The organism is Bradyrhizobium sp. LTSP849 (assembly GCF_000938255.1).
In the GTDB taxonomy this organism is placed as follows: domain Bacteria; phylum Pseudomonadota; class Alphaproteobacteria; order Rhizobiales; family Xanthobacteraceae; genus Bradyrhizobium.
The window spans coordinates 1-20,056 of record NZ_JYMR01000031.1 but is presented as its reverse complement, the minus strand read 5'-3'; the positions used below and the strand labels follow the sequence as shown (position 1 = coordinate 20,056).

The window sequence follows — 20,056 nt, the reverse complement described above, 5'->3', positions numbered from 1 at the left end:
GGGGGATCACCGACATCCAGTCGAACCGGGCACACACCAAACGACATCTTCAGGATAAATTATTTGCAAGCCGCGTGCGCGGCGATCTCTGCTTGACGAAACCGTCACAAATGCCCATGCGTAGGCCGTCAGTCGGCCGGACGGCCGCCCCTGTAGGTGCCGAAAGGCCGCCGGGGAGGAAAGTCCGGGCTCCCTTGACATACGGTGCCGGATAACGTCCGGCGGGGGCAACCCCAGGGAAAGTGCCACAGAGAACGAACCGCCCGCCGTCGCCCCTAACGGGGCTATGGCGTGACAAGCCCGCAAGGCGCGCCACGCCGAAGCTGCGCAAGCAGCGTAGGCGGGTAAGGGTGAAAAGGTGCGGTAAGAGCGCACCGCGGCTCCGGCAACGGGGTCGGCATGGTAAACCCCACCGGGAGCAAAACCGAATAGGGACGGCAAATGCGGGCCGATCGCGCAAGCGATAACGCCGCGGGGCGATGTCAGGCCCGCCGTCCGGGTAGGTTGCTCGAGGCAATGTGCAAACATTGTCCCAGAGGAATGGCCGTCACGTATCGTTCGCGCAAGCGGGCGGTGCCTTACAGAACCCGGCTTACAGGCCGGCTGATATTCTAAAGCGTTTTCGAGCGAAGTGGTCTTCCGGTTCGCGTGAAGGAAACGCGTCTTACTAAGAAAGTGACGAGGGGTTCGATGCTAACGCATCGGACCCCTCACCATTTTTGGTGACGAAGGAGCTAGCCGACGATCTCGCCCAACACGCCCATTAGCGCCTCCGGCGCCGTCACGTTCGGCGCATGACTGGCGTCGAGTTCGAAATAGCCCCAGCCCTCCTCACTCTTGGCCCGCTTCGCGAACTGTCCGAACACATCGCCGGGCGGAATGCGTTTGCAATAGATGTAGCTGCGCGGCATTGCCGGCTCGCCGTGCTGGAGCTTCAGCTTGGTCTCGAAACATTTAAGCGGCATGTTGATGCGGCGTGCGTTGAGCCAATCGAGATCGGCTTGCGGCGTATCGGGCGGCGGCGGGTTCGGCGGAATGCGATAGCCGTCACCCGCAGCTGCCGCCTTGCGCATCGGCTCGCGCCCGCTCTCGTTGAGGTCGAACAGCGACTGGCCGTCGCGCGGCACGAAGGCGTCGAGATAGATCAATTGCGTCACGCGCTCGCGCGCGCGGTCGGCAACGCCGGTCGCGACCATGCCGCCATAGCTGTGGCCGAGCAGCGCGATATCACTGATATCCTCGAACTTGATGACGTTGAGGATGTCCTGGATGTGTGTCTCGAGGTCGATCGCGGGACTGGCGAGATGCGATCGCTCGCCGAGCCCGGTGTAGGTCGGCGCGATCAGGCGATGGCCGGCCTGCGCCATCAGCGGATACATCTTCTTCCAGGCCCATCCGCCGGACCACGCGCCGTGACAAAGCAGGAAGGTCTTCGAGCGCGCGGCCATCGGCGTTTCCATCGTTTTTGTTGATACGATGGAGTGTAGCGGCCGAGTTCGCGATGTAAACGCCGCCGCGCGTCAAGCGGCGCGCGTGTTCGCTTTCATCAGCACGGGTGCAAGCTGGCCACCTTCCCGCCGCAGCTTACTCGCCTCAAAACCGTGCATTCCGATCTGCCATTGCAGGCCCACGATGGCGCCCTTGGTCGGCTGCAGCAGCGCGAGCGAAGCAAACAGCGTCACCGGCAGCCACACCGCCAATTGCAGCCAGACCGGCGGCGCGTAGACGGTCTCGACCGCGAGGATCGCGGGCACGACGAGATGTCCGACCACGACCATCACCAGATAAGCCGGAAAGTCATCGGCACGCTGGTGAAACAGCTCCTCGCCGCAATGATCGCAAGCGTCGGCGACCTTGAGGAAGCGCCCGAACATGTGCCCTTCGCCGCAGTTCGGGCACTTGCCGCGAAAACCGCGCCACATCGCCTGTGCGAGAGAGATTGAACCGGTCGCCATGACATCACCTCTTCCTTTTCGATGATCCATACAATAATATGTTGTATCCATACATTCAAAGGATATGGGCCTAAATTGCATGGATTGGACCCCTACAATCTCGGAGCTGAGCGGGCCGCGCTATCAGCGCATCGTCGAAGCCATGGAGGCCGACATCGCCGCCGGCCGACTGGTGCGGGGACAGCAACTGCCGACGCAACGCGCGCTCGCCAAAGCGCTCGGCATCGACCTGACCACTGTGACGCGCGCCTACACCGAGGCGCGGCGCCGCGGCATCATGGAGGCCAGGGTCGGTCAGGGATCGTTCGTATCGGAGACCAGCGCGCGCCGCGCGGTCGACATGCCGCATCCGGTCGCGATCGACCTCTCGATGAACGTGCCGCCACATCCGCTCGAAGCGCAGCTCGACGAACGCATCATCGCAGGGCTGGAGGCGATCCGCGCGCAATCGGGCCTGACCGCGCATCTCAACTACCAGCCCCCCGGCGGCAGCGCGCATGAGCGCGAGGTCGCGGCGCGATGGATGCGCGCACGCGTTCCGCATGCGCATGCCGACAAGCTCGTGATCTTTCCGGGCACGCAGACCATTCTGTTCAATCTGCTCGCCCATCTCGCGCGACCCGGCGAGGTCGTGCTGACGGAGGCGCTCACCTTCCCCGGCATCAAGGCCGCCGCAACGCGGCTCGGCGTCAAGCTGGTCGGCGTGGCGATGGATGAAAATGGTGTTCTTCCAGACGCGCTGGCGAAAGCCTGTCGCACGCACAGACCGAAGGCCGTCTATCTCATTCCGACGCTGCACAATCCGACCACGGCAACGCTTGCTCCCGAACGGCGCAGCGCGATTGCAAAGATCATCCGCGATGCCGACACGGTGCTGATCGAGGATGACGCCTACGGGCTGCTCGATCGCGCGGCAGCGCCGATCGCCAACCTCATTCCGGAGCGGACGTATCTGGCGACCACGCTGTCAAAATGCATCGCGTCGGCGTTGCGCGTCGCCTATCTGCTGACGCCCGACAGCAATTCGCAGCAGGAGATGCGGAGCTGGTTGCAAGCCACTGTGCAGATGCCAGCGCCGCTGATGGTCGCGCTGGTCACGCACTGGCTCGAGAGCGGCATCGCCGACCGCATCATCACCGCGATCCGCAACGAGGCCGTCGGCCGCCAGCAACTGGCGCAACGCGCGCTGAAGGGCTTTCGGTTCCGGGCAAAACCAGCCGCCCATCATCTGTGGCTCATGCTGCCGGATAGTCGACCCGACGTCGCGGCGCATCTCTTACGACATGGACTCGCGGTCGTTGCCGGCGATGCCTTTGCAGTCGACGGGACACCGCCTCATGCCGCGCGCGTCTCGCTGGGCGCGGCGCGCAACAGATCGGAATTGACGGAGGCGCTGCGCATCCTCGTCGGCGCGCTGCACAAGCCCGCCGATACGAGGCAGATCGTCTAGCAGAAATTACTGATGCTGACGGCGATGGCGGGGGCGGAGGGCCGGCACCGCAGGCGACGGATAGGCCGCGTAGGCATCGCTCGACACGACCGGCTCACCGCGAGCCGCGCGCCCCGCCGGCGTGAGCTGTCCGCCGTTCAGCACGTCGCGATCGGGATGGGCGGCCTGATAGGCAGCGGGCTCGGAAAACTGCGCCTGCGCCATTGTCGGCATCAGGGCCGCCGCCGACAGCAACGCGGCCGAAATGGCAATCTTCGTGCGGGTCATGGTCATTCTCCATCATCTCGTTCGGGGACAGGCAAACCGGAGCGCATGATGGCGTCGGGCGGCCCCCCAGATTGAAGTACGAGCATCATGTAGGCGCGTCTTCCGAGAACGCCCGCCCTTGCCCCGCTCTTGGGGATCACGCTTGCGTGCGGTTTTGAAATTGACCTCCCCGGCCGCATCTGTGCTATGCGCCAAACGGCGATCAACGCCTCGGGATCGCCGGTAACGACAGGAATTGTTTGGTGGAAACGTCCCACACTGCGCTGCTGCTGTTCGGCGCGCTGGCCGGCGGCTTCGTCTCGGGACTGGCCGGATTCGGCACGGCGCTGATGGCGCTGGGCATCTGGCTCTACGTGCTGCCGCCCTCGCTTGCGGTGCCCCTGGTGCTGATCTGTTCGGTGATCGCGCAGACCTCGACGCTGCCGTCGATGTGGAAGAGCTTTGACCTCTCGCTGGTGTGGCCGTTCCTGATCGGCGGACTGATCGGCGTGCCGCTAGGGACCATGCTGGTGGCTGCCGCCGATCCAAAAGTATTCAAGCTGAGCGTCGGCGTGCTGTTGCTGATCTTCTCGACCGCGCTCTATTTGAACAAGCGGCCGCTCGCCATCACGTTCGGCGGCCGGATCGCCGATGGCGCGATCGGCTTTGCCGGCGGCATTCTGGGCGGCCTTCCCGGACTGTCGGGGCCGCTGCCGATCCTGTGGGCCAACATCCGCGGCTGGAACAAGCATGAGCGGCGCGGCATCTTCCAGCTCTTCAATTTCACCGTGCTGGCGACCGCATTGGTGTTGCAGACGGCATCAGGCCTGGTCGCGTTCAAGGTGGTCTGGCTTGCGCTGGTCGCGTTTCCAGGCACCTTGATCGGCGCATGGGCCGGCGCGCGCGTCTATCACGCGCTGAGCGACAAGCATTTCGGCGATGTCGTGCTCGGCCTGTTGTTCCTGTCCGGTGCCGTCCTCGTCTGGAACAGCCTCAGTGCGCCCTAACCCTTCGTTTTGTTCGCGAGCGCCATGCCACCGGCAACGCCGACGCCGAGCACGTAGATCCAGCCCGACGTGAAGTCGAACAGATGGGTGTTGAACAGCGAGGACAGCATGTTCTGCACGACGACAAGCAGGCCGATCCAGCAGGCCAGCCCCTCGCCGCGAAACATCAACAGGTGCGCGAACCAAAGCGCGTAGAGAACCAGGACGCCCACTGCGCCCCATTGCACGGCAACGCTCAGCGTCTGATTGTGCGGATTGCTGACGACCTCGCCGCGCAGCGGATCGATCTCCGCATCGGCAGCCACGCTTGCGAACAGGCCGCGGATCGAGCCGGTGCCGTGACCAAACAGCGGAGCGTCGGCAATGAATTGCACCGACTTGCGCCAATATTCCAGGCGTGAACCCATCCCGCTGACCTGGTTGCCTTCCACGCTCATTGCATAATCGCCCTGGAATTTCGCGATGGTCTCTCGCAGATGCGGCGAAACGTTCCACAGCACGACCGCCATCAGCACCAGCGCACCGGCGGCGACGAGCGCCGTGCGCCGGCGTAGATGCAGGAGCGCAATTATCACGAGGAGGATCGGCAGCGTCACCAGCGCCGTACGCGACACCACCACGAACATCATGTTGGCGAGGAAGCCGATCGCCAGCGCCGCGAGCAGCACCGCGATACGAACACGGCCGGCGCGGAACAGCGTCACGATCGGATAGACCAGCGCGATCGCGCAGAGCGCGAACTCCTGACTCTGGTCGATATAGTTGCGCACCGCGACCCCGCTCTCGACCTTGTAGGGCCCACGCGACAAATAGAGTTTCAGCGAGAGATTGGGATCGATCGCGGCGGCGAAGGAGTACAGCATCAGCAGCGCGCAGGATGCGAGGAAGGCCTTAAACACCCAGTCGCCGTAGGGCCAGCGCTCGAACTGGTAGATCAGTAGCGGCAGCACCAGCAGCTTCGCCGACGGCCCGATCGCATGCAACCGCTCGGGCCAGGCTGCCTCCGACCAGAGCGTGCCGACGACGGCGAGCGCAAACAGCGCGATCGGCAGCAGGCAGACCGGACGGAGCAGCGAGCGCGGAAACGCGCGAAGATCGACGAAGGCGAAAGCGATCAGCCAGGGGATGAGGGCGAAAGTCAGCCCGGTCGTCGTCCACGGCAACAGCAGCGCAACCAGCGCGACGAAACGAGCCGGCGTGCGGTAGCGCGCCGCCCAGATCGCGGCAAGCCAAGATGCCGGCTGCTGCTCGTTCGTCACTCCGTTCATTCCGCCTCTCTACTACAGCCCGCCATCCCATCAGCCCGGCAAATTAGCCGGAGCCGAGGGGATGGAACAGACTGTCGTTACGCAGGCTCGCGTGCGAGAGGCGCGACGGGCTTGGGGCTCGCTGGCTCCCCAGCCTTCTTCTGCGACACCAGGCGCTTCCTGAACTCGCGGCGCAGCAGCCACAAGCTCAACCCGGCCTGTAGCGTGGTCGCCGCGATCGACAGGTACCAGACGTGCTCCATGCGGAAGCCGGGTCGCGTCGAGAGCCAGATCGCCGGCAGCGAATAGGTGAACACGCGCGTCGCCGAGCTCCACAACACCGGCTTGGTATTGCCGAGGCCCTGGAACATGCTCGAGCAGGTGAAGATCAGGCCCTGCGCCACCATGTTGAGCGAGATGATCCGCAAGAACAGGAAGGCAATCGCCATGGTCTCCTGGTCGTTGGAGAATCCGGCCAGCAGGAGCTCCGGCTTCAACTGCGCGAGGAGCATGAAGCCGATCATCACGACACTGGTGATCAGCGCCGCCTTGACGAAGGTTTCCCACACGCGCTCGCCGTTCCCGGCGCCGACGTTCTGGCCGGCAATCGGCCCCGCGGCGAGCGCAACCGCAAGCGCCGGCATCTGGATCAGGCCGAGCACGCGCTGTCCGATCCCGAAGCCCGCCTGCGCCGCCGCGCCGAAATCGCGAAGAACGTAATAGACCACCGCCATGAAGATGAACATCATCGCGAACTCGCCGCCCGCCGGCAGACCGACGTTGAGGATGCGCTTCAGATGGCGCGGCTGGGGACGCCACTGCGTTGCATTGAAGGCGACATAGCGCTCGACCTTGCGGAAATACACAAGCAGCATCAGAACGCCGATCGCGACCGCAATCGAGCTCGACAGCCCCGCGCCGGCCACGCCGAGCGCATAGCCGGTGCCCCACCCCGAGATCAGCACCGGCGCCAGCCCGATGTTGATGGCAACCGCGAGGACCCGCACCAGCATGGCGGGGCGCACGATGCCGGTCGCGCGCAGCGCGGATGCAATCACCTGCATGATGAATTCCAGCGCGAGCGCCGGCATGAACCACAACAGGTAAGTCGTCCCCGCCTCGACCGTGGCCTGGTCCGCCGCAACCGAACGCATGTAGAGGCGCGACAGCGCCGCGCCCGCGACCAGGGTCAACAGGCCGAAGATCACCGACAGCGCGACCGCCTGGTTGAAGATCAGATTCGCATCCGGCCGATCCTTGCGTCCCACCGCATGCGCGATCAGCGCCACCGCGCCGACGCCGAGCACCTGCAGCAGCGCATTGACGAGAAAACCGGCATTGCCGGCCGCGGCGACACCCGCAACGGCGGCATCGCCCAATCCCGAAACGAAATACAGATCGACCAACTGGCAGATCATGATCGAGATCATCCCGGCCATGATCGGCGGCGCCATGGCCAGGATGTGTCTCACGATGGAGCCGTGCGTCAGGTCTTTCATCTCATTCCATCCTCTGGCGGCGTGGCCGGCATTCATCTGCCGGACACGCGCGTCATTCCGCTGCTGCGATGTGCCCGAGTTCCACCACCTGGCGCTCGAACAGGCTGCGATAGATGCCGCCAGACTTCCCGGCGAGCGCGGCATGCGTGCCTTGCTCGACGATCTCGCCGCGATCGAACACCAGGATGCGATCGAGGCTGCGGACCGTCGACAGCCGGTGCGCGATCACGATCGAGGTGCGGCCCTTCATCAGCCGCTCCATCGCCTGCTGGATCAGCGCCTCCGATTCCGAATCGAGGCTCGAGGTCGCCTCGTCCAGGATCAGCACCGGCGCATCCGCCAGGAAGGCGCGCGCCAGCGCCACGCGCTGCCGCTCACCGCCCGACAGTTTGACGCCGCGCTCGCCGACCAGCGTGCCGTAGCCCTTGGGCAGGCGAAGGATGAAGTCGTGCGCATTCGCCAACCGCGCCGCCTGCTCGATCGCCTCCAGGCTGGCGCCGGGCCGGCCGTACGCGATATTCTCGGCGAGCGAGCGGTGGAACAGGATCGGATCCTGCTGCACGATCGCGATCTGGCTGCGCAGCGATTGCTGCGTCGCCAGCGCGATATCCTGACCGTCGATCAGCACGCGGCCGTCCGTGACGTCGTAGAGCCGCTGCACCAGCTTGACGAAGGTGGTCTTGCCGGAGCCGGAACGGCCGACGAGGCCGACCCGCTCGCCGGCACGGATCGTGACCGACAGCCCGTCGTACAGCGGTGCGCGATGACCGCCATAGAGGAACGTGACGTCGTCGAACACGATCTCGCCGCCCGCAATCGCGATCGGCTGCGCGGCGGCGGCATCCGCGATCCCGATCGGCTCGTCATGGATCGCCACCAGCTCCTCCATGTCGTTGACCGAGCGCTGGAGGTTGTTGATGTGCATGCCGACGTCACGCAAGTACGCGTGGATGACGTAGTAGCTGGTCAGCACATAGGTGACGTCGCCGGGCGAGGCATGCCCCGACATCCACAGCAGCACCGATCCGCCGATCACCGACGCGCGCAGGCATAGCAGCAAGGAGAGCTGCGTCATCGCAGTGTAGTTATAGCGGAACCACGTTCGCCGCACCCGCACGCGCCAGCGGTTGATGACGCGGGCGAGCCGCGCATCCTCGCGCGCTTCGGCGCCAAAGGATTTCACCACTGCATTGCACGTCAGGGCATCCGCCAGCGTGCCGCCGACCTTGGTGTCCCAGGCGTTGGAGATGCGCGCGGCCGGCGCGATGTAGCGCGTCGAGAACAGCACCGTCATCGTGACATAGGCGGCCGCGCCGAGCGCGATCACCACGCCGAGCGAGGCCCAGTGCGTGCCGAGCAGGATCATCGACCCGATCAGCACGAACAGCGAAGGCAGAAGCGCCAGCAGGATGGTGTCGTTCAACAGGTCGAGCGCCCACATGCCGCGGGTGATCTTGCGCACGGTCGAACCGGCAAAGGAGTTGGCGTGCCAGTCGGTCGAGAAGCGTTGCACGCGCAGGAAGGCATCCTGCGCCACATCGGACATGATCTTCAGCGTGAACGGCACGATCACCTGGAGCCCGGTCAGCCGCAGCACCATCGAGGCCGCGCCCAGGATGACGATGCCGCCCAACGCCACCAGCGCCGCGTGGCGCGCGGCGGGATCGGACGGGCCGCGCGTCAGCGCGTCGACCAGATGTCCCGAAAACACCGGCATGAACAGGTCGGCGACAGTCGCACCCAACAGGCCGACCGCGATGGCGAGCGTACGCCCCGGCTGCTTCAGCCAGTGCCGGAACACGAAGGGCAGCACCACGCGTATCGCCGCGGGCTTTTTTGACAGAGCGGTCATGGCATCATCCGGCCGCTTTGGCGCGGGCCGGCTCCATCGATGGACGCAGGCCGGCCGCGCGGGCCGAAACAGCGTCACTTAGGATTGATTTTGACTTGGGAAGCGAGGCGATCGGGACACAAAACCCAATCGAATCTGGCGGAAAGGGCCTCTAAAGGGCCGCGCACATACCGAGCCAGAACATCATCGAGCGCGGGTGTGCGATCTGCGAATGCGACGAAATCATGCAAATCCTCCCCGGTTCAAATGAATGAGGTGCGTTTTATAGATGTGTCGTTTGCGATTTGCAACGGGCCCCGCGCGAGATCACGCGCGAGTGTTGCAATTTGAGCGCGTCGTCGGCCGCCGATCTGATTTCCGCCGTCATGCCCCGCGAAGGCGGGGCATCCAGTACGCCGCGGCCCGTCGGTTCAATCACAGCTGTCTCGGAGTACTGGATCGCCCGGTCAAGCCGGGCGATGACACCGGTTGTGTAGCCGGCTTAGTGCGCGTCGCCGCCGCTGGTCATGGACGCCGGCTTGTTCAGCAGCGTGACCAGCAGGCTGAGGCCCAAATAAAACAGCGTCAGGATGAAGAAGGCGTCGCCATAGCCCATCACCGCGGCCTGGCGGTGCACGATCTGGCTGAGCTGCTTCATCGCCATCAGCGTGGCGTCGCCAAGCCCCTGGAATTTCTGCGTGAGCATGGTCAGGGTTTCGGTCGCGGTCGCATTGCCCCAGGTCACGCGCTCCTGGAGGCGCGTGATATGCAGATCAGTACGGTCGTTGAGCACGGTGTTGATGACGGCGAGGCCGACCGCACCGCCGAGATTGCGCATCAGGTTGAACAGGCCGGACGCATTCTTCACCCGGTCCGGCGCCAGCGTGCCGAGCGCGATGTTGTTGGTCGGCACCATCGCGAACATCATGCCGACGCCGCGCAGGACCTGCGGTATCAACAGCTCGTAGAAGTCGAAGTCGCGTGTGATCCAGGTCATCTGGTACGAGCCGATCGCGAACACGATCAGCCCGAACGCGATCATGTAGCGCATATCGAGCTTCACCATGAGACGGCCGACCAGCGGCGCGACCAGGAACATGGTGATGCCGGAGACGAACATAGTCTCGCCGATCATCAGCGCGCTGTAGCCACGCACTTCGGCGAGATAGCGCGGATAGATGTAGGTCAGGCCATAGAGCCCGATGCCGATGCAGAATTGCAAGACGCAGCCCACCGCGAAATTACGGTTGTTGAACGCGCGGAGATCGACAATCGGCTCGGCCGCCGCGAAGACGCGCCAGAAGAAGGCGATCGCCGAGATGACGCAGATCAGGGCGCAGATCGCGACCGACGTATCCTGCAACCATTCATATTGCGGGCCCTCCTCCAGCACATATTCCAGCGTGCCGAGGAAGCCGGCCATGAAGATCAGGCCCCACCAGTCGAAACGATCGAGCAGCGCGAAGTTCGGTTGGTCGAAATCGACCAGCGCCAGCACGCCGATGGTGATGCCGATGCCGGGCACGATGTTGATGAAGAACAGCCAGTGCCACGACATCAGATCGGTGATGTAGCCGCCGACCGTCGGGCCAATGGTCGGCGCCAGCGTCGCGACCAGCCCGATGATGGGACCGACGATGTGGAATTTGGAGCGCGGGAAAACAGTATAGGCCGAGGCGAACACCGTCGGGATCATACCGGCGCCGAGAAAGCCCTGGAGCGCGCGCCAGAGGATCATCTCCTCGATGGTCGTGGCAAAGCCGCAGAGCAGGCTCGAGATGGTGAAGCCGGCGGCCGAGACCGCGAACAGCAGCCGCGTGCCGAACGCGCGCGACAGGAATCCCGACAGTGGAATCGCAATCACTTCGGCGATCAGATAGGCGGTCTGGACCCAGGAGACTTCGCTGGAGCTTGCCGACAGTCCGGCCTGGATCTCGCTGAGGGAGGCCGAGACGATCTGGATGTCCAGGATCGACATGAACATCCCGAACACCATGATGATGAAGGCGATCAGCCGCTTCGGCGCAATGCGCTCCGAAGCGGCGGCCGCCATCATGGCAGGTGAAGCAGTCGTGGCGTTCGCCATGGTCTGACCTCGCAGCGCTTGAAGTGCTCTACTGCGGATGGATCATGGTGGGATCGTCGAGATCGATCTCGCTGTCGGCGTCGGCCGCGCCCTTGTTGGTGTCGACGCTCGCATAGACCGACATGCCGGCGCGCAGCAGGTTCTGCCTCGCGACCGCCTTCGGCACGCGGATGCGGACCGGCACGCGCTGCACGATCTTGGTGAAGTTGCCGGTGGCATTATCCGGCGGCAGCAGCGTGAACACCGAGCCCGAGCCGGCCGCGATGCTGTCGACGACGCCGGAGAACTTGCGCATGCCGTAGGCATCGACCTTGATCGTCACCGGCTGGCCGGGACGGATGCGCTTGAGCTGGGTTTCCTTGAAATTGGCGTCGATATAGACGTCGTCGAGCGGCACGACGTTGCCGAGCCGCTGGCCGACGGCGATGAAGTCGCCGGCGCTGACGAGGCGGTTGGAGAAGATGCCGTCGACCGGCGCGCGCACCGCGGTGAAGGAGAGGTCGCGCTCGGCCTTGGCGAGCGTGGTCTTGAGCTCGGCAAGCTGCGCCTGTGCTTCGGCCTGCTGCGCCTTGGCGACGTCGACATTGCTGACGGCGACGTCAAACGCGGCCTGCGCGGCCTTGACCGCGGCGGCGCCCTGGTCGCGTCCGGCTTCCGCCGTTTCGAACGTGGCGCGGGAGGCAAAGCCCTTGCTGCTCAGCGCCTGCTGGCGCTCATAATCGAGATCGGCGCGCTTGAGGCCCGCTTCCGCGGAGACGAGTTGCGCCCTGGCCTGCGCGACCTGGCTGTCGAGCGCCGCGACCTGGCGGCCGATGCGATCAATGGTGGCCTGCTGGGTCGCGATCCGGGTCGCGGCGGCATCGACCGCGATCTTGTAGTCGCCGTCGTCGATGCGAAGGACGGTGTCACCGGCGTGCACCAGCGTGTTGTCGCCGGCGAGGATCGAGGAGATATGGCCGGCAACGCGCGCGCCCAGCATGGTGTTGTTGGCACGGACATAGGCGTCGTCGGTGGACACGTAGAAGCGGCCGACCAGCGTGTAGTAGCCGGCATAGCTCGCGGCCGCGAGCGCCAGCACCAGACCGATGCCCATCATGACGAATTTGCGCTTGCCGGATTTTGGCGCGGCAGCGGCGGGCGCGGCAGTGGGCGCAGCGGGGGCCGGCTTGTCGGTCACGGGCTTCTCCGGCGCCTCGTTGGTGCGGCGCTTGGCCTCTTCGGACACATGAGAGCGCAACTGCTCGGCGAGCGCTGCCGATTTCTCGGTCGCAGCTTCATCATTCGCCGAATTCGTCTCCACCGCTTCCTGGCGAAGGACGCGCGCAGCTTGGTCTCTCGATACGGCCATAAAGGCCTCCCCAATAAAAAGCACGATCAGGGACGGCCGTCGCACGGCCTCTTCCCCCTCGCCCATCCCAAATACCATTGACCGAACGGTTCGGTCAATATAGATAATATTCCCAGGCGAACCGTACTGGCCCGAATCCTTTATTTGCGTTCATTGTCCGCGGCCCGATCCAAAAACCTTCCGAGACCCTGAACCAATGGTTGTAGCCGGCCGCGAACATCTGCAAATCATCCCAGAGGAGGACAGCTCCAAGCGCCGCCAGATCCTGGACGGCGCCCGCAAGGTGTTCATGGATCTGGGTTTTGACGGCGCCAGCATGGGCGAGATCGCGCGCGCCGCCGCCGTCTCCAAGGGCACGCTCTATGTCTACTTCGCCGACAAAACCGCCCTGTTCGAAGCCATCCTCGAGCAGGAGGCCTTCCAGTACGGCCAGGTCGTGTTCAATTTCGACCCCGCGCGCGACGTCGAGACCACGCTAAAGGATTTCGGCCAGGGCTATATCCATTTGCTCTGCCGGCCCGGCGGCGGATCGGCGATCCGCACCGTGATGGCGATCGCCGAGCGCATGCCCGATGTCGGCCGCCGCTATTATTTGCGCGTGCTGGACCAGACCATCAACCGTCTGTCCGACTACCTCAAAGCCCATGTCGCCTCCGGCGATCTCGAGATCGACGATTGCGACCTCGCCGCCTCGCAGTTCATGGAATTGTCCAAGGCCTCGCTGTTTCTCCCCTTCGTCTTCCAGGCCGCACCACCGCCGTCGGAAGAACGCATGGCCGAAGTCGTCGACAGCGCGACGCGGATGTTTCTGGCGGCCTATCGGTCGAAGTAAGGCGAGATCGTCGTCAAACACTCACCGTCGTCCCGGCGAAGGCCGGGACCCATACTCCCAGAGAGAAGTTGCGGTGCGAGGCCGGCAACCACGAGTCTTCGCCAAACTGCATTTCGTGGTTATGGATCCCCTTCGCCGGGACGACGCTGGGAAATGTCTTCCAGTCTTCGCCAGCCATGCAGGATCTTCCGCCCGTCGCGTGTGAACGCGAAGACGTGGCCTCCGCCTGCGGATTGATCGTGGCGGCGGTCGATGGCCTGGCCGGCAGTATGGCAGAACAACAGCGTGCCGACGGCGCCGTGGCCGACGAACAGAACATCGCCCGGCCGATTGCGCGCCAGCACCGCCTCAGCCTCGCGGATGATGCGCGCCTGCGCATCGATGGCGCGCTCCCAACCGCGGACGCTGAGATGAGGCTGCGCGAAGAACTGATCGGCGACCTCCTCGAACTCGGCCGGCTTCAGGAAGCCGGTCGCCGAGCGATCGTTCTCATGCATGGCCTCGCGGATCTCGATCATGAGGCCGAGTGAGCCTGCGATGATCTCGGCGGTCTCGATCGCCTTGCGCTCGCCGCTGGCGACGATCTGCGTGGTGCGCGCAAGCCAGCTCGCATTCGCGACCGTCTCGGTCCGCGCACGTCCGATCGGGCTCAGGCCCCATTGCGGCACCGGCACGTCGGGATCGATTTGCACCTGCGGGTGGGTGAGATAGCGGACGATGTCGGCAGGCATCTGATTGCACATTGCGTCCGGCTAATCGTCCGAGAACTCGTCTTCCTCGTTGACCTTCTCGTGCTTGCTCTTGTGCGCACCGAGCGCGCCGGTCACAGAGGGATCGCGCGAGTTCGCGTAAGGGCTGCGACCGCCGGCGCGCGCGGCGACTTCTTCGCCGGAGACCGCTGCGGGCTGGCAGATCAGGCGGCGGCTGGCGCGGCGCATCAAATCGACGTGGATGTGATCGTAGTGATAGACGTTGGAGCCCGGCGCGAGCACGGTAGTGAAATGCGCGCACGCGCCCGACTGCACGTCGCGCAGAAAACCCTGCTCTTCCGGCATGCCGCGCCAGCCGTCCTTCACACTGATGCGGCGGCCGTCTGCAAGCACGAAGGCGGCGACATCGAGCGCATTGCCGAAGGCGTGCTCGGAAATGTGGGCGCTCGGATTGCCGTTCATGCCGCGGCAGGAATAGGCGGAAATCTGCTTGATCTCGACCACGCGGGCGCCGAACCAGCGCATCGCCGAAGGCTGCACAGTGTCGGCGAACCAGCGGTCGAGCTCGGACACGATCGGACAGGCCAGCGTCGCGGTCGGCTTGATCGCGACCGGTCCGACGGCGGTGACGGGATTGCCCTGCGCGGGGCCGAGCCGCGGCGGCGGCTGTTGCGCAGGGGCCTGGGAGTAAGGTGACGGACCGGGCTGCCGCGCGGGATAGCTCGGCGCATTCATATAGCGTGCGGCACCCGCGGCGTCGGTGCCATCAGGCGGCAAATCGATCTCGTCTTCCTGCGCCGCAACGCCGGGCGCGCTGAGCGAAACCGGGCCTGAGGATGCGCCATAGCCTGACGGCTGGCGCACCGCGCTCTCGGGATAGTTCGACCGCTGCGGATAGGACGACGCCGGATAATTCGACTGCGGCTGCCTCACCGGCCAGCGCGGCTGGTTGCCAACATTCCCGGGCGGGCGCAGTTCCTCGTCGGCGAAACCATAGCTGCTCGAGGGATCGCCGATGGCGGCGACCTTCAGCGGAAACTCGGCGCCGCACATGCCGGGGCCGGAGATCGGCTCGATGCGGACGATGTCCGCGTTTTCCTTGACCGCGCCGGATTTCAGGCACGCCGCTTCGGCCTCGGCCCGCCACGGTTCACGTTCGGCCTGGAAAAAGCCGCGTCCGCAACCCGCAAGCGAAACAAGGACGATGGAGCCGACGAGATACAAACGAACTCCGCGCGTCATGCGCGCAGGTTCGGTGAATTTACTTAAAGACTCTTCAACGTGTTGATTTCAGCTTTCTTTAACCATGCCGGTCGCGACGCGTGAGGTCGCCGCGCCGGGTGAACGACAGCAAGGCTGACTTTTTTGGAAGGTCACTCTCTGTTAACCATGATGGTCGCGTGCAAAGCGGCGCGCGGAGGGAGTGATCCCAAGGGGATCTCAGGGAGCAACGTCATGACGTTCGTCGGGAGACTGAGCGTTATCACTGCGTACCTCGCCATGGCCTTTGTCGGCGCCATCGTGCTCGGGATGATCTAGAGCATTCATCGACAACATCACGGGCTCGCCCGGCTGCACCGGATCATCCGGCCGCCGGGCGTTGTGTGCTGCTCAGAAATTCGAGCAGTCCGATCCCGTGATGCCGCCGATCTTGAAACTGCGGCACATCATCCCGGGATTGTCGGGATCGGGATAGCGATCGTCCCTCTCGTGACGCGTATAGCTGAAGCGCCAACCGCGTGCGCGCATGCAGCGCCTGTAGTCTGCGGATGTCGCCGTGCCGTTTTGCGGCGCGCCGAACTGCGCATCACAAAACCCGCTGTCGACATTCAGCGCATCGTCGCCGCGCTTCTGCTTCAGAACGTTGGTCCAGATATCGGTGTCGGCGTGAGCCGAGATCGCGCTGCCGATCAGCAGTGCAGCGATGAGGGCGAGACGTTTCATATGAGCTCTCCTTGCTTGCGTCGTCAGCCATCGGTCGCGTGCAAGGGAGAGGCAGGTTCGGTGCAGGACGATTACAAATTGGACAGGGGGTGCTCCACTCTCTCCCTCCAGGGGAGGGTGAGCGAAAAACTACGACCGCGCGCTCCATTGCCGCGACGTCGTGATCACCTTCTCCTGCTGCTCGTCGACGCGGGCCCAGTCGTTGCCTGAACACCAGAAGTGGCCGAGCGCGCAGGCTTCGACGTGGAGCTTACCGGACGCCTTCAGCGTCATGGTTGCGTAATAGGTGTTGCCGCTGGAGCGGCTGTAGATGTTGCCGGTCCAGACGCCGTCCGATTTCGGCTTCATGTTGACGAGTACGCTCTCGCCCTTGCTCGAAGCTTCAGTCAACGCGTAACCACACAGCGCGGTGCCGCAGGGCTCGATGCGGACCACGCCCTTGGCACCCGTACTCTCCCATTGGCCAAGCGGCGTGGGCTTATCGTCGCTATGCTGTGAGATCGTCACCGGCTTTGGTACGGCGACCGGCGCGGCAACGCGTGGCGGATCGAGAGACGTGGTTTGCGGCGGCTCGATCCGCGGCGGCTCGAGCCTCGGTGCCGGCGGCAGGACGGCGGGCTGGGAAGTCGCAGCCGCAAGGACGGGCGCAGGCGGAGCCGGTGCGGATGGCGCGTAGACGACGCTCGCTTGCGGCGGCCTGACCGGAGCAACAGAGCAGGCCGGCTGCGGCGGAAGGACGACCGGCGTCGGCGCAGGAGGCGGAACCGGGGTCGCGCCAACATCGTCTGTTGGCCGAACACCGCGTTCGGAAGACACCGAGACACACGAGGTAGACCGGCAGTTTCGCGGCGCCTCGACATGGAACCGATGGCCGCTGATCGAGAAGGAATAGGAGCCGGCCTCGGCTGCGGGCGAGACCGCCATCAGTGCGATCAATGTGCCAAGCAAAGTCGAAAGCCGCTTCATCGACGCCTCCCTCTGTGTCGCGACGATGGTACGCAGATGAACAGCCGCTGAATGTGCGCTGGCTCACCCAGGCGGCGGCGCGACCGTTGTGACGTCCATCACAGAAGGCGAGACGGGCTCGGCATAGGGTCGAACCACATCCAGTCGTTCACCGACTTTGGGTGATCGGGACCACGAATTTTGGGAGGTTGTCATGAACAAGCTCTACATCGCCACCACCGCGCTCTTCCTCGCTTCGACCGCCGCAGCCCATGCCGGCAATTCGATCTCGTTCGAGATCGAAGGCCAGCACATCCGCATCGAGACATCGCGCAACTGCGCCTCGCTCGACTGCGTCACCATCGTGGCACCGGGCCTGTCGAACAAGCCGATCAAGCTGAGCAACATCAACCTCAACGGCCTTGGCTCCAAGCACGACGACGACGACGCCACGCCGGCGACGACGACCACGCAGCCGGCGCCGGTGCAGCAGCAGCCCGTCCAGCAGGCGGCCGCGCCAGCCGCGCCGGCCGCTCCCGCTGCCCCGGCCACCACCGTTGCCGCTGCGTCGTCCGTCGACACGGTCGCACAGCCTGCGCCGGTTGCGGCTCCCGCGCCGGCCGCGACCGCGCCGGCGCCCGCTCCGGTGGCGGCCGCGCCCGTGCAGGCCACGAACACACCGATCGGCGTGTGGGCCGTTGAGGATAACAAGGGCAATGTGCGCGTCGAGCAGTGCGGCACCAATCTCTGCGGTTACGCCGAGAAGAACAACGAGCGCATCCTGATCAACATGAAGCCCGACGGCGCCAAGTGGAGCGGCACCATCCGTGATCCCGAGTCCGGCAAGAACTACGACTCGACGATCGCCATGAAGAGCCCGAGCACGATGCGCGTGCAGGGCTGCGCCTTCGGCGGCATGTTCTGCGGCGGCCAGACCTGGAAGCGGGTGAGCTGAGGCGACCGCTTCATCCCCCGCGGCTGACAAGCTTTCTTGTTTTTATAATGGCGCCACGTCCCTGACACGGGGACGTGGCGTTTGAACGTTCGGCCCTCCCATGCGACAGATGTTCATCCGCCGTTCAGCCGGCCCCGGCTGATATCGGTCGATCTCGCCTCGCGTTCTCACCGGGACTTCATTGTGGCTTTGATGGTGGCTTGGCGCCGCTTCGTGTTTGTCGTTCCGCTGCTGGCGTTGCCGCTGGCCGACGCGGGCAATGCGTACGCATCCGATGCGATCGAGCTTGCGCAGGTGCAGCCGCAAGCACAGCCGGCGCCCTCGCCCTCTCCGGCACCATCAGTCTCGCCGACGCCGGCTGCGGATACGCAATCTGCCGCCGTCGAGCCGATCGGCAACGTCGCGACCGTCACGGGGATCGCGACCGTGATCCGCGACAAGAATTCATATCCGCTGAAAGTGCGCGACGACATCTATCTCAACGACGTCGTGCAGACCTCCTCGAACTCCGCGCTCGGCATCACCTTCAACGACGCGACCACGTTCAACCTCTCGGCCAGCGCCAAGATCACCATCGACAATTACGTCTATGAGGACGGCGGCAAGCAGAATTCGGCGATCTTCGACATCGGCAAGGGCACGGTCGCCTTCGTTGCAGCGGCAGTGGCGAAAACCGGCGACATGAAGATCGCGACGCCGACCGCAACGCTCGGCATCCGCGGCACCACCGGCGTCGTCGACGTCCCCGAGGGCGCGGCCGCGAGCACCGCCAACAACGTCAACATCAAGCTCTATCCCGACGCCGACGGCCGGGTCGGGCACATCGACGTCAATGACCGTGCCAGCGGCACGCGGCTCGGCGCACTGACGCAGGCCTCGAGCGGCTTTGCGATCCGGCCAGGTGCCGGCGGCCCCGGCGGCATGCGCTTTGCCGCGGTGCCGATCACGATTCCGCCGCAGCAGATTGCGCGCGACCGCGGCTTCGTCAGCCAGGTGCATACGGCGCAGGCCACGGGCCGGCAGATCGTCACCGAGCAGCGCGACTTCCGCCGCGCCAATCCTGCCGCAAGCAGCCGCATTCCGCGACCGGCGCAGCCGCCACAACAGCAGCAATTGCGGCCGACGACAACGCCGGGCCAACAGCCGCAACGGCCGAACGGCCAGCCCGGTCAGAACAACCGTCCGGGTCAGCAACCGCCGGGAACGCAGACCCCGCAACGGCAAGGCGGCGCCGCGCAACCGGGCACGCCGCGCGCGGGCCAGGGTCAGCAGCAACCAGGTCAGCAAGGTACGGGACAGCCGACAGGCCAGCCGCGCACCGGACAAGGCACGCAGCCCGGCGGCACAGGGCTGACGCAGCCCCAGCGCAGCGGACAGACTCCGCAGCAGCCTGGCGGAGCCACGCCAGCACAACCGGGCACGGCCCCGCAGGCACCGCGTACCGGATTGCAGCCCGGCGCACAGCCGGCGGTCCAGCCGCAACAAGGCGGCGTGCAACGCCAGCCCGGCTTGCAGCGCCTGCCAGGCGCACAACGCCCCGCCGCGCCGCGCAAGCCTGCGGCAGCTCCGAAAGAGAAGAAGAAGCGGTGACCTTTCTTCCTTCTCCCCTTGTGAGGGCTTTGCACAGAGGGGCGAGCGGGCGCTTGAGGTGCGTCGCGGGCTTTTTTGATGTCAGCCCGCTACAGTGAGCGGCATTTTGCTCATTTCATCCCCTGTTGTCCTCTGTTTTTTCATGCGGAGACGGACTCCTGGCGTTGTGCGGCCAATGCGCCGGCCGCACGCCGTAGGTTGTAGGCGCAGCAGGCCAGCACGATGTGCACCTGATTGCGCTCGAAGTTGAAGAAGCGCATCCGCCGGAGACCATAATGCTCCTTGAACACGGCGTACGGACGCTCGACGGCGGCGCGCACCTTGGCGATTAGTTTGTTGCGCAGCTTCTGCCGCGGCGGCAGTTCGGGATGATGCTTGTTGGGCCGATGCATCAGGCGGTCCTTGATGCCA

General features: G+C 65.0%; 18 protein-coding genes and 1 other RNA gene. 6 read left to right on the top strand and 13 right to left on the bottom strand.

The genetic code is table 11. The features are described 5' to 3' along the window. Nucleotides 1-128 precede the first annotated feature (128 nt). Nucleotides 129-611, top strand: an RNA gene (gene rnpB, locus UB31_RS39925) — RNase P RNA component class A. Nucleotides 612-734: 123 nt separating this feature from the next. On the opposite strand, the gene UB31_RS20130 is transcribed toward rnpB, so the two are convergent. Both UB31_RS20130 and UB31_RS20125 read right to left on the bottom strand, forming a co-directional pair. Next, nucleotides 735-1,448 (bottom strand): alpha/beta fold hydrolase, encoded by a 714-nt coding sequence (locus UB31_RS20130; protein WP_045012248.1) that lies wholly within the window; start codon nucleotides 1,446-1,448, stop codon nucleotides 735-737. A gap of 72 nt (nucleotides 1,449-1,520) precedes the next feature. Continuing rightward, nucleotides 1,521-1,985, bottom strand: a complete 465-nt coding sequence (locus UB31_RS20125; RefSeq protein WP_082078566.1) for a DUF983 domain-containing protein — start codon at nucleotides 1,983-1,985, stop codon at nucleotides 1,521-1,523. 49 nt (nucleotides 1,986-2,034) lie between these two features. Here UB31_RS20125 and UB31_RS20120 point away from each other — a divergent pair, with 49 nt between their 5' ends. Further along, complete coding sequence (locus tag UB31_RS20120) at nucleotides 2,035-3,405, top strand: aminotransferase-like domain-containing protein (RefSeq protein ID WP_045012157.1); 1,371 nt, start codon at nucleotides 2,035-2,037, stop codon at nucleotides 3,403-3,405. Nucleotides 3,406-3,411: 6 nt separating this feature from the next. Here UB31_RS20120 and UB31_RS20115 read toward each other — a convergent pair whose 3' ends face one another. Further along, entirely contained in the window at nucleotides 3,412-3,672 is a 261-nt protein-coding gene (locus UB31_RS20115; protein WP_045006271.1) for a hypothetical protein, read from the bottom strand. A gap of 242 nt (nucleotides 3,673-3,914) precedes the next feature. On the opposite strand from UB31_RS20115, the gene UB31_RS20110 reads away from it, so the two are divergent. Beyond that, the gene (locus UB31_RS20110) at nucleotides 3,915-4,658 is read left to right on the top strand and encodes a sulfite exporter TauE/SafE family protein (protein WP_045012247.1); all 744 of its coding nucleotides are present in this window, start codon (nucleotides 3,915-3,917) and stop codon (nucleotides 4,656-4,658) included. Here UB31_RS20110 and UB31_RS20105 read toward each other — a convergent pair. From UB31_RS20105 to UB31_RS20085, 5 genes are all read right to left on the bottom strand, one after another. Continuing rightward, the gene (locus tag UB31_RS20105) at nucleotides 4,655-5,926 is read right to left on the bottom strand and encodes an O-antigen ligase family protein (protein ID WP_045012156.1); all 1,272 of its coding nucleotides are present in this window, start codon (nucleotides 5,924-5,926) and stop codon (nucleotides 4,655-4,657) included. The genes UB31_RS20110 and UB31_RS20105 overlap by 4 nt on opposite strands. 77 nt (nucleotides 5,927-6,003) lie before the next feature. Beyond that, nucleotides 6,004-7,404, bottom strand: coding sequence for an MATE family efflux transporter (locus tag UB31_RS20100; RefSeq protein WP_045012246.1), 1,401 nt, complete (start codon nucleotides 7,402-7,404; stop codon nucleotides 6,004-6,006). Between the two features lie 52 nt (nucleotides 7,405-7,456). Then, complete coding sequence (locus tag UB31_RS20095) at nucleotides 7,457-9,256, bottom strand: ABC transporter ATP-binding protein (protein ID WP_045012155.1); 1,800 nt, start codon at nucleotides 9,254-9,256, stop codon at nucleotides 7,457-7,459. 481 nt (nucleotides 9,257-9,737) lie between these two features. Further along, complete coding sequence (locus UB31_RS20090) at nucleotides 9,738-11,321, bottom strand: DHA2 family efflux MFS transporter permease subunit (RefSeq protein WP_045012154.1); 1,584 nt, start codon at nucleotides 11,319-11,321, stop codon at nucleotides 9,738-9,740. 28 nt (nucleotides 11,322-11,349) lie between these two features. Then, the gene (locus UB31_RS20085; RefSeq protein ID WP_045006110.1) at nucleotides 11,350-12,669 is read right to left on the bottom strand and encodes an HlyD family secretion protein; all 1,320 of its coding nucleotides are present in this window, start codon (nucleotides 12,667-12,669) and stop codon (nucleotides 11,350-11,352) included. A gap of 196 nt (nucleotides 12,670-12,865) precedes the next feature. Here UB31_RS20085 and UB31_RS20080 point away from each other — a divergent pair, with 196 nt between their 5' ends. Beyond that, nucleotides 12,866-13,501, top strand: a complete 636-nt coding sequence (locus UB31_RS20080) for a TetR/AcrR family transcriptional regulator (protein WP_045012153.1) — start codon at nucleotides 12,866-12,868, stop codon at nucleotides 13,499-13,501. Between the two features lie 119 nt (nucleotides 13,502-13,620). Here UB31_RS20080 and UB31_RS20075 read toward each other — a convergent pair whose 3' ends face one another. From UB31_RS20075 to UB31_RS20060, 4 genes are all read right to left on the bottom strand, one after another. Beyond that, complete coding sequence (locus tag UB31_RS20075; protein ID WP_045012245.1) at nucleotides 13,621-14,232, bottom strand: histidine phosphatase family protein; 612 nt, start codon at nucleotides 14,230-14,232, stop codon at nucleotides 13,621-13,623. Nucleotides 14,233-14,253: 21 nt separating this feature from the next. Beyond that, the gene (locus UB31_RS20070) at nucleotides 14,254-15,453 is read right to left on the bottom strand and encodes an extensin-like domain-containing protein (RefSeq protein WP_045012152.1); all 1,200 of its coding nucleotides are present in this window, start codon (nucleotides 15,451-15,453) and stop codon (nucleotides 14,254-14,256) included. Between the two features lie 369 nt (nucleotides 15,454-15,822). Continuing rightward, a complete protein-coding gene (locus UB31_RS20065) occupies nucleotides 15,823-16,155 on the bottom strand; it encodes a hypothetical protein (protein ID WP_045012151.1) in 333 nt (110 codons plus the stop codon). Between the two features lie 129 nt (nucleotides 16,156-16,284). Beyond that, nucleotides 16,285-17,121, bottom strand: coding sequence for a DUF2147 domain-containing protein (locus UB31_RS20060; protein WP_045012150.1), 837 nt, complete (start codon nucleotides 17,119-17,121; stop codon nucleotides 16,285-16,287). Between the two features lie 193 nt (nucleotides 17,122-17,314). Here UB31_RS20060 and UB31_RS20055 point away from each other — a divergent pair, with 193 nt between their 5' ends. Next, complete coding sequence (locus tag UB31_RS20055; RefSeq protein WP_045012149.1) at nucleotides 17,315-18,055, top strand: DUF2147 domain-containing protein; 741 nt, start codon at nucleotides 17,315-17,317, stop codon at nucleotides 18,053-18,055. A 192-nt stretch (nucleotides 18,056-18,247) separates the two neighbouring features. Further along, a complete protein-coding gene (locus tag UB31_RS20050; RefSeq protein ID WP_050044803.1) occupies nucleotides 18,248-19,645 on the top strand; it encodes a FecR domain-containing protein in 1,398 nt (465 codons plus the stop codon). Between the two features lie 140 nt (nucleotides 19,646-19,785). Here the strand turns inward: UB31_RS20050 and UB31_RS20045 are convergent. Next, nucleotides 19,786-20,056: transposase (locus UB31_RS20045; RefSeq protein WP_045009670.1), on the bottom strand; the 271-nt coding region annotated here is incomplete at its 5' end.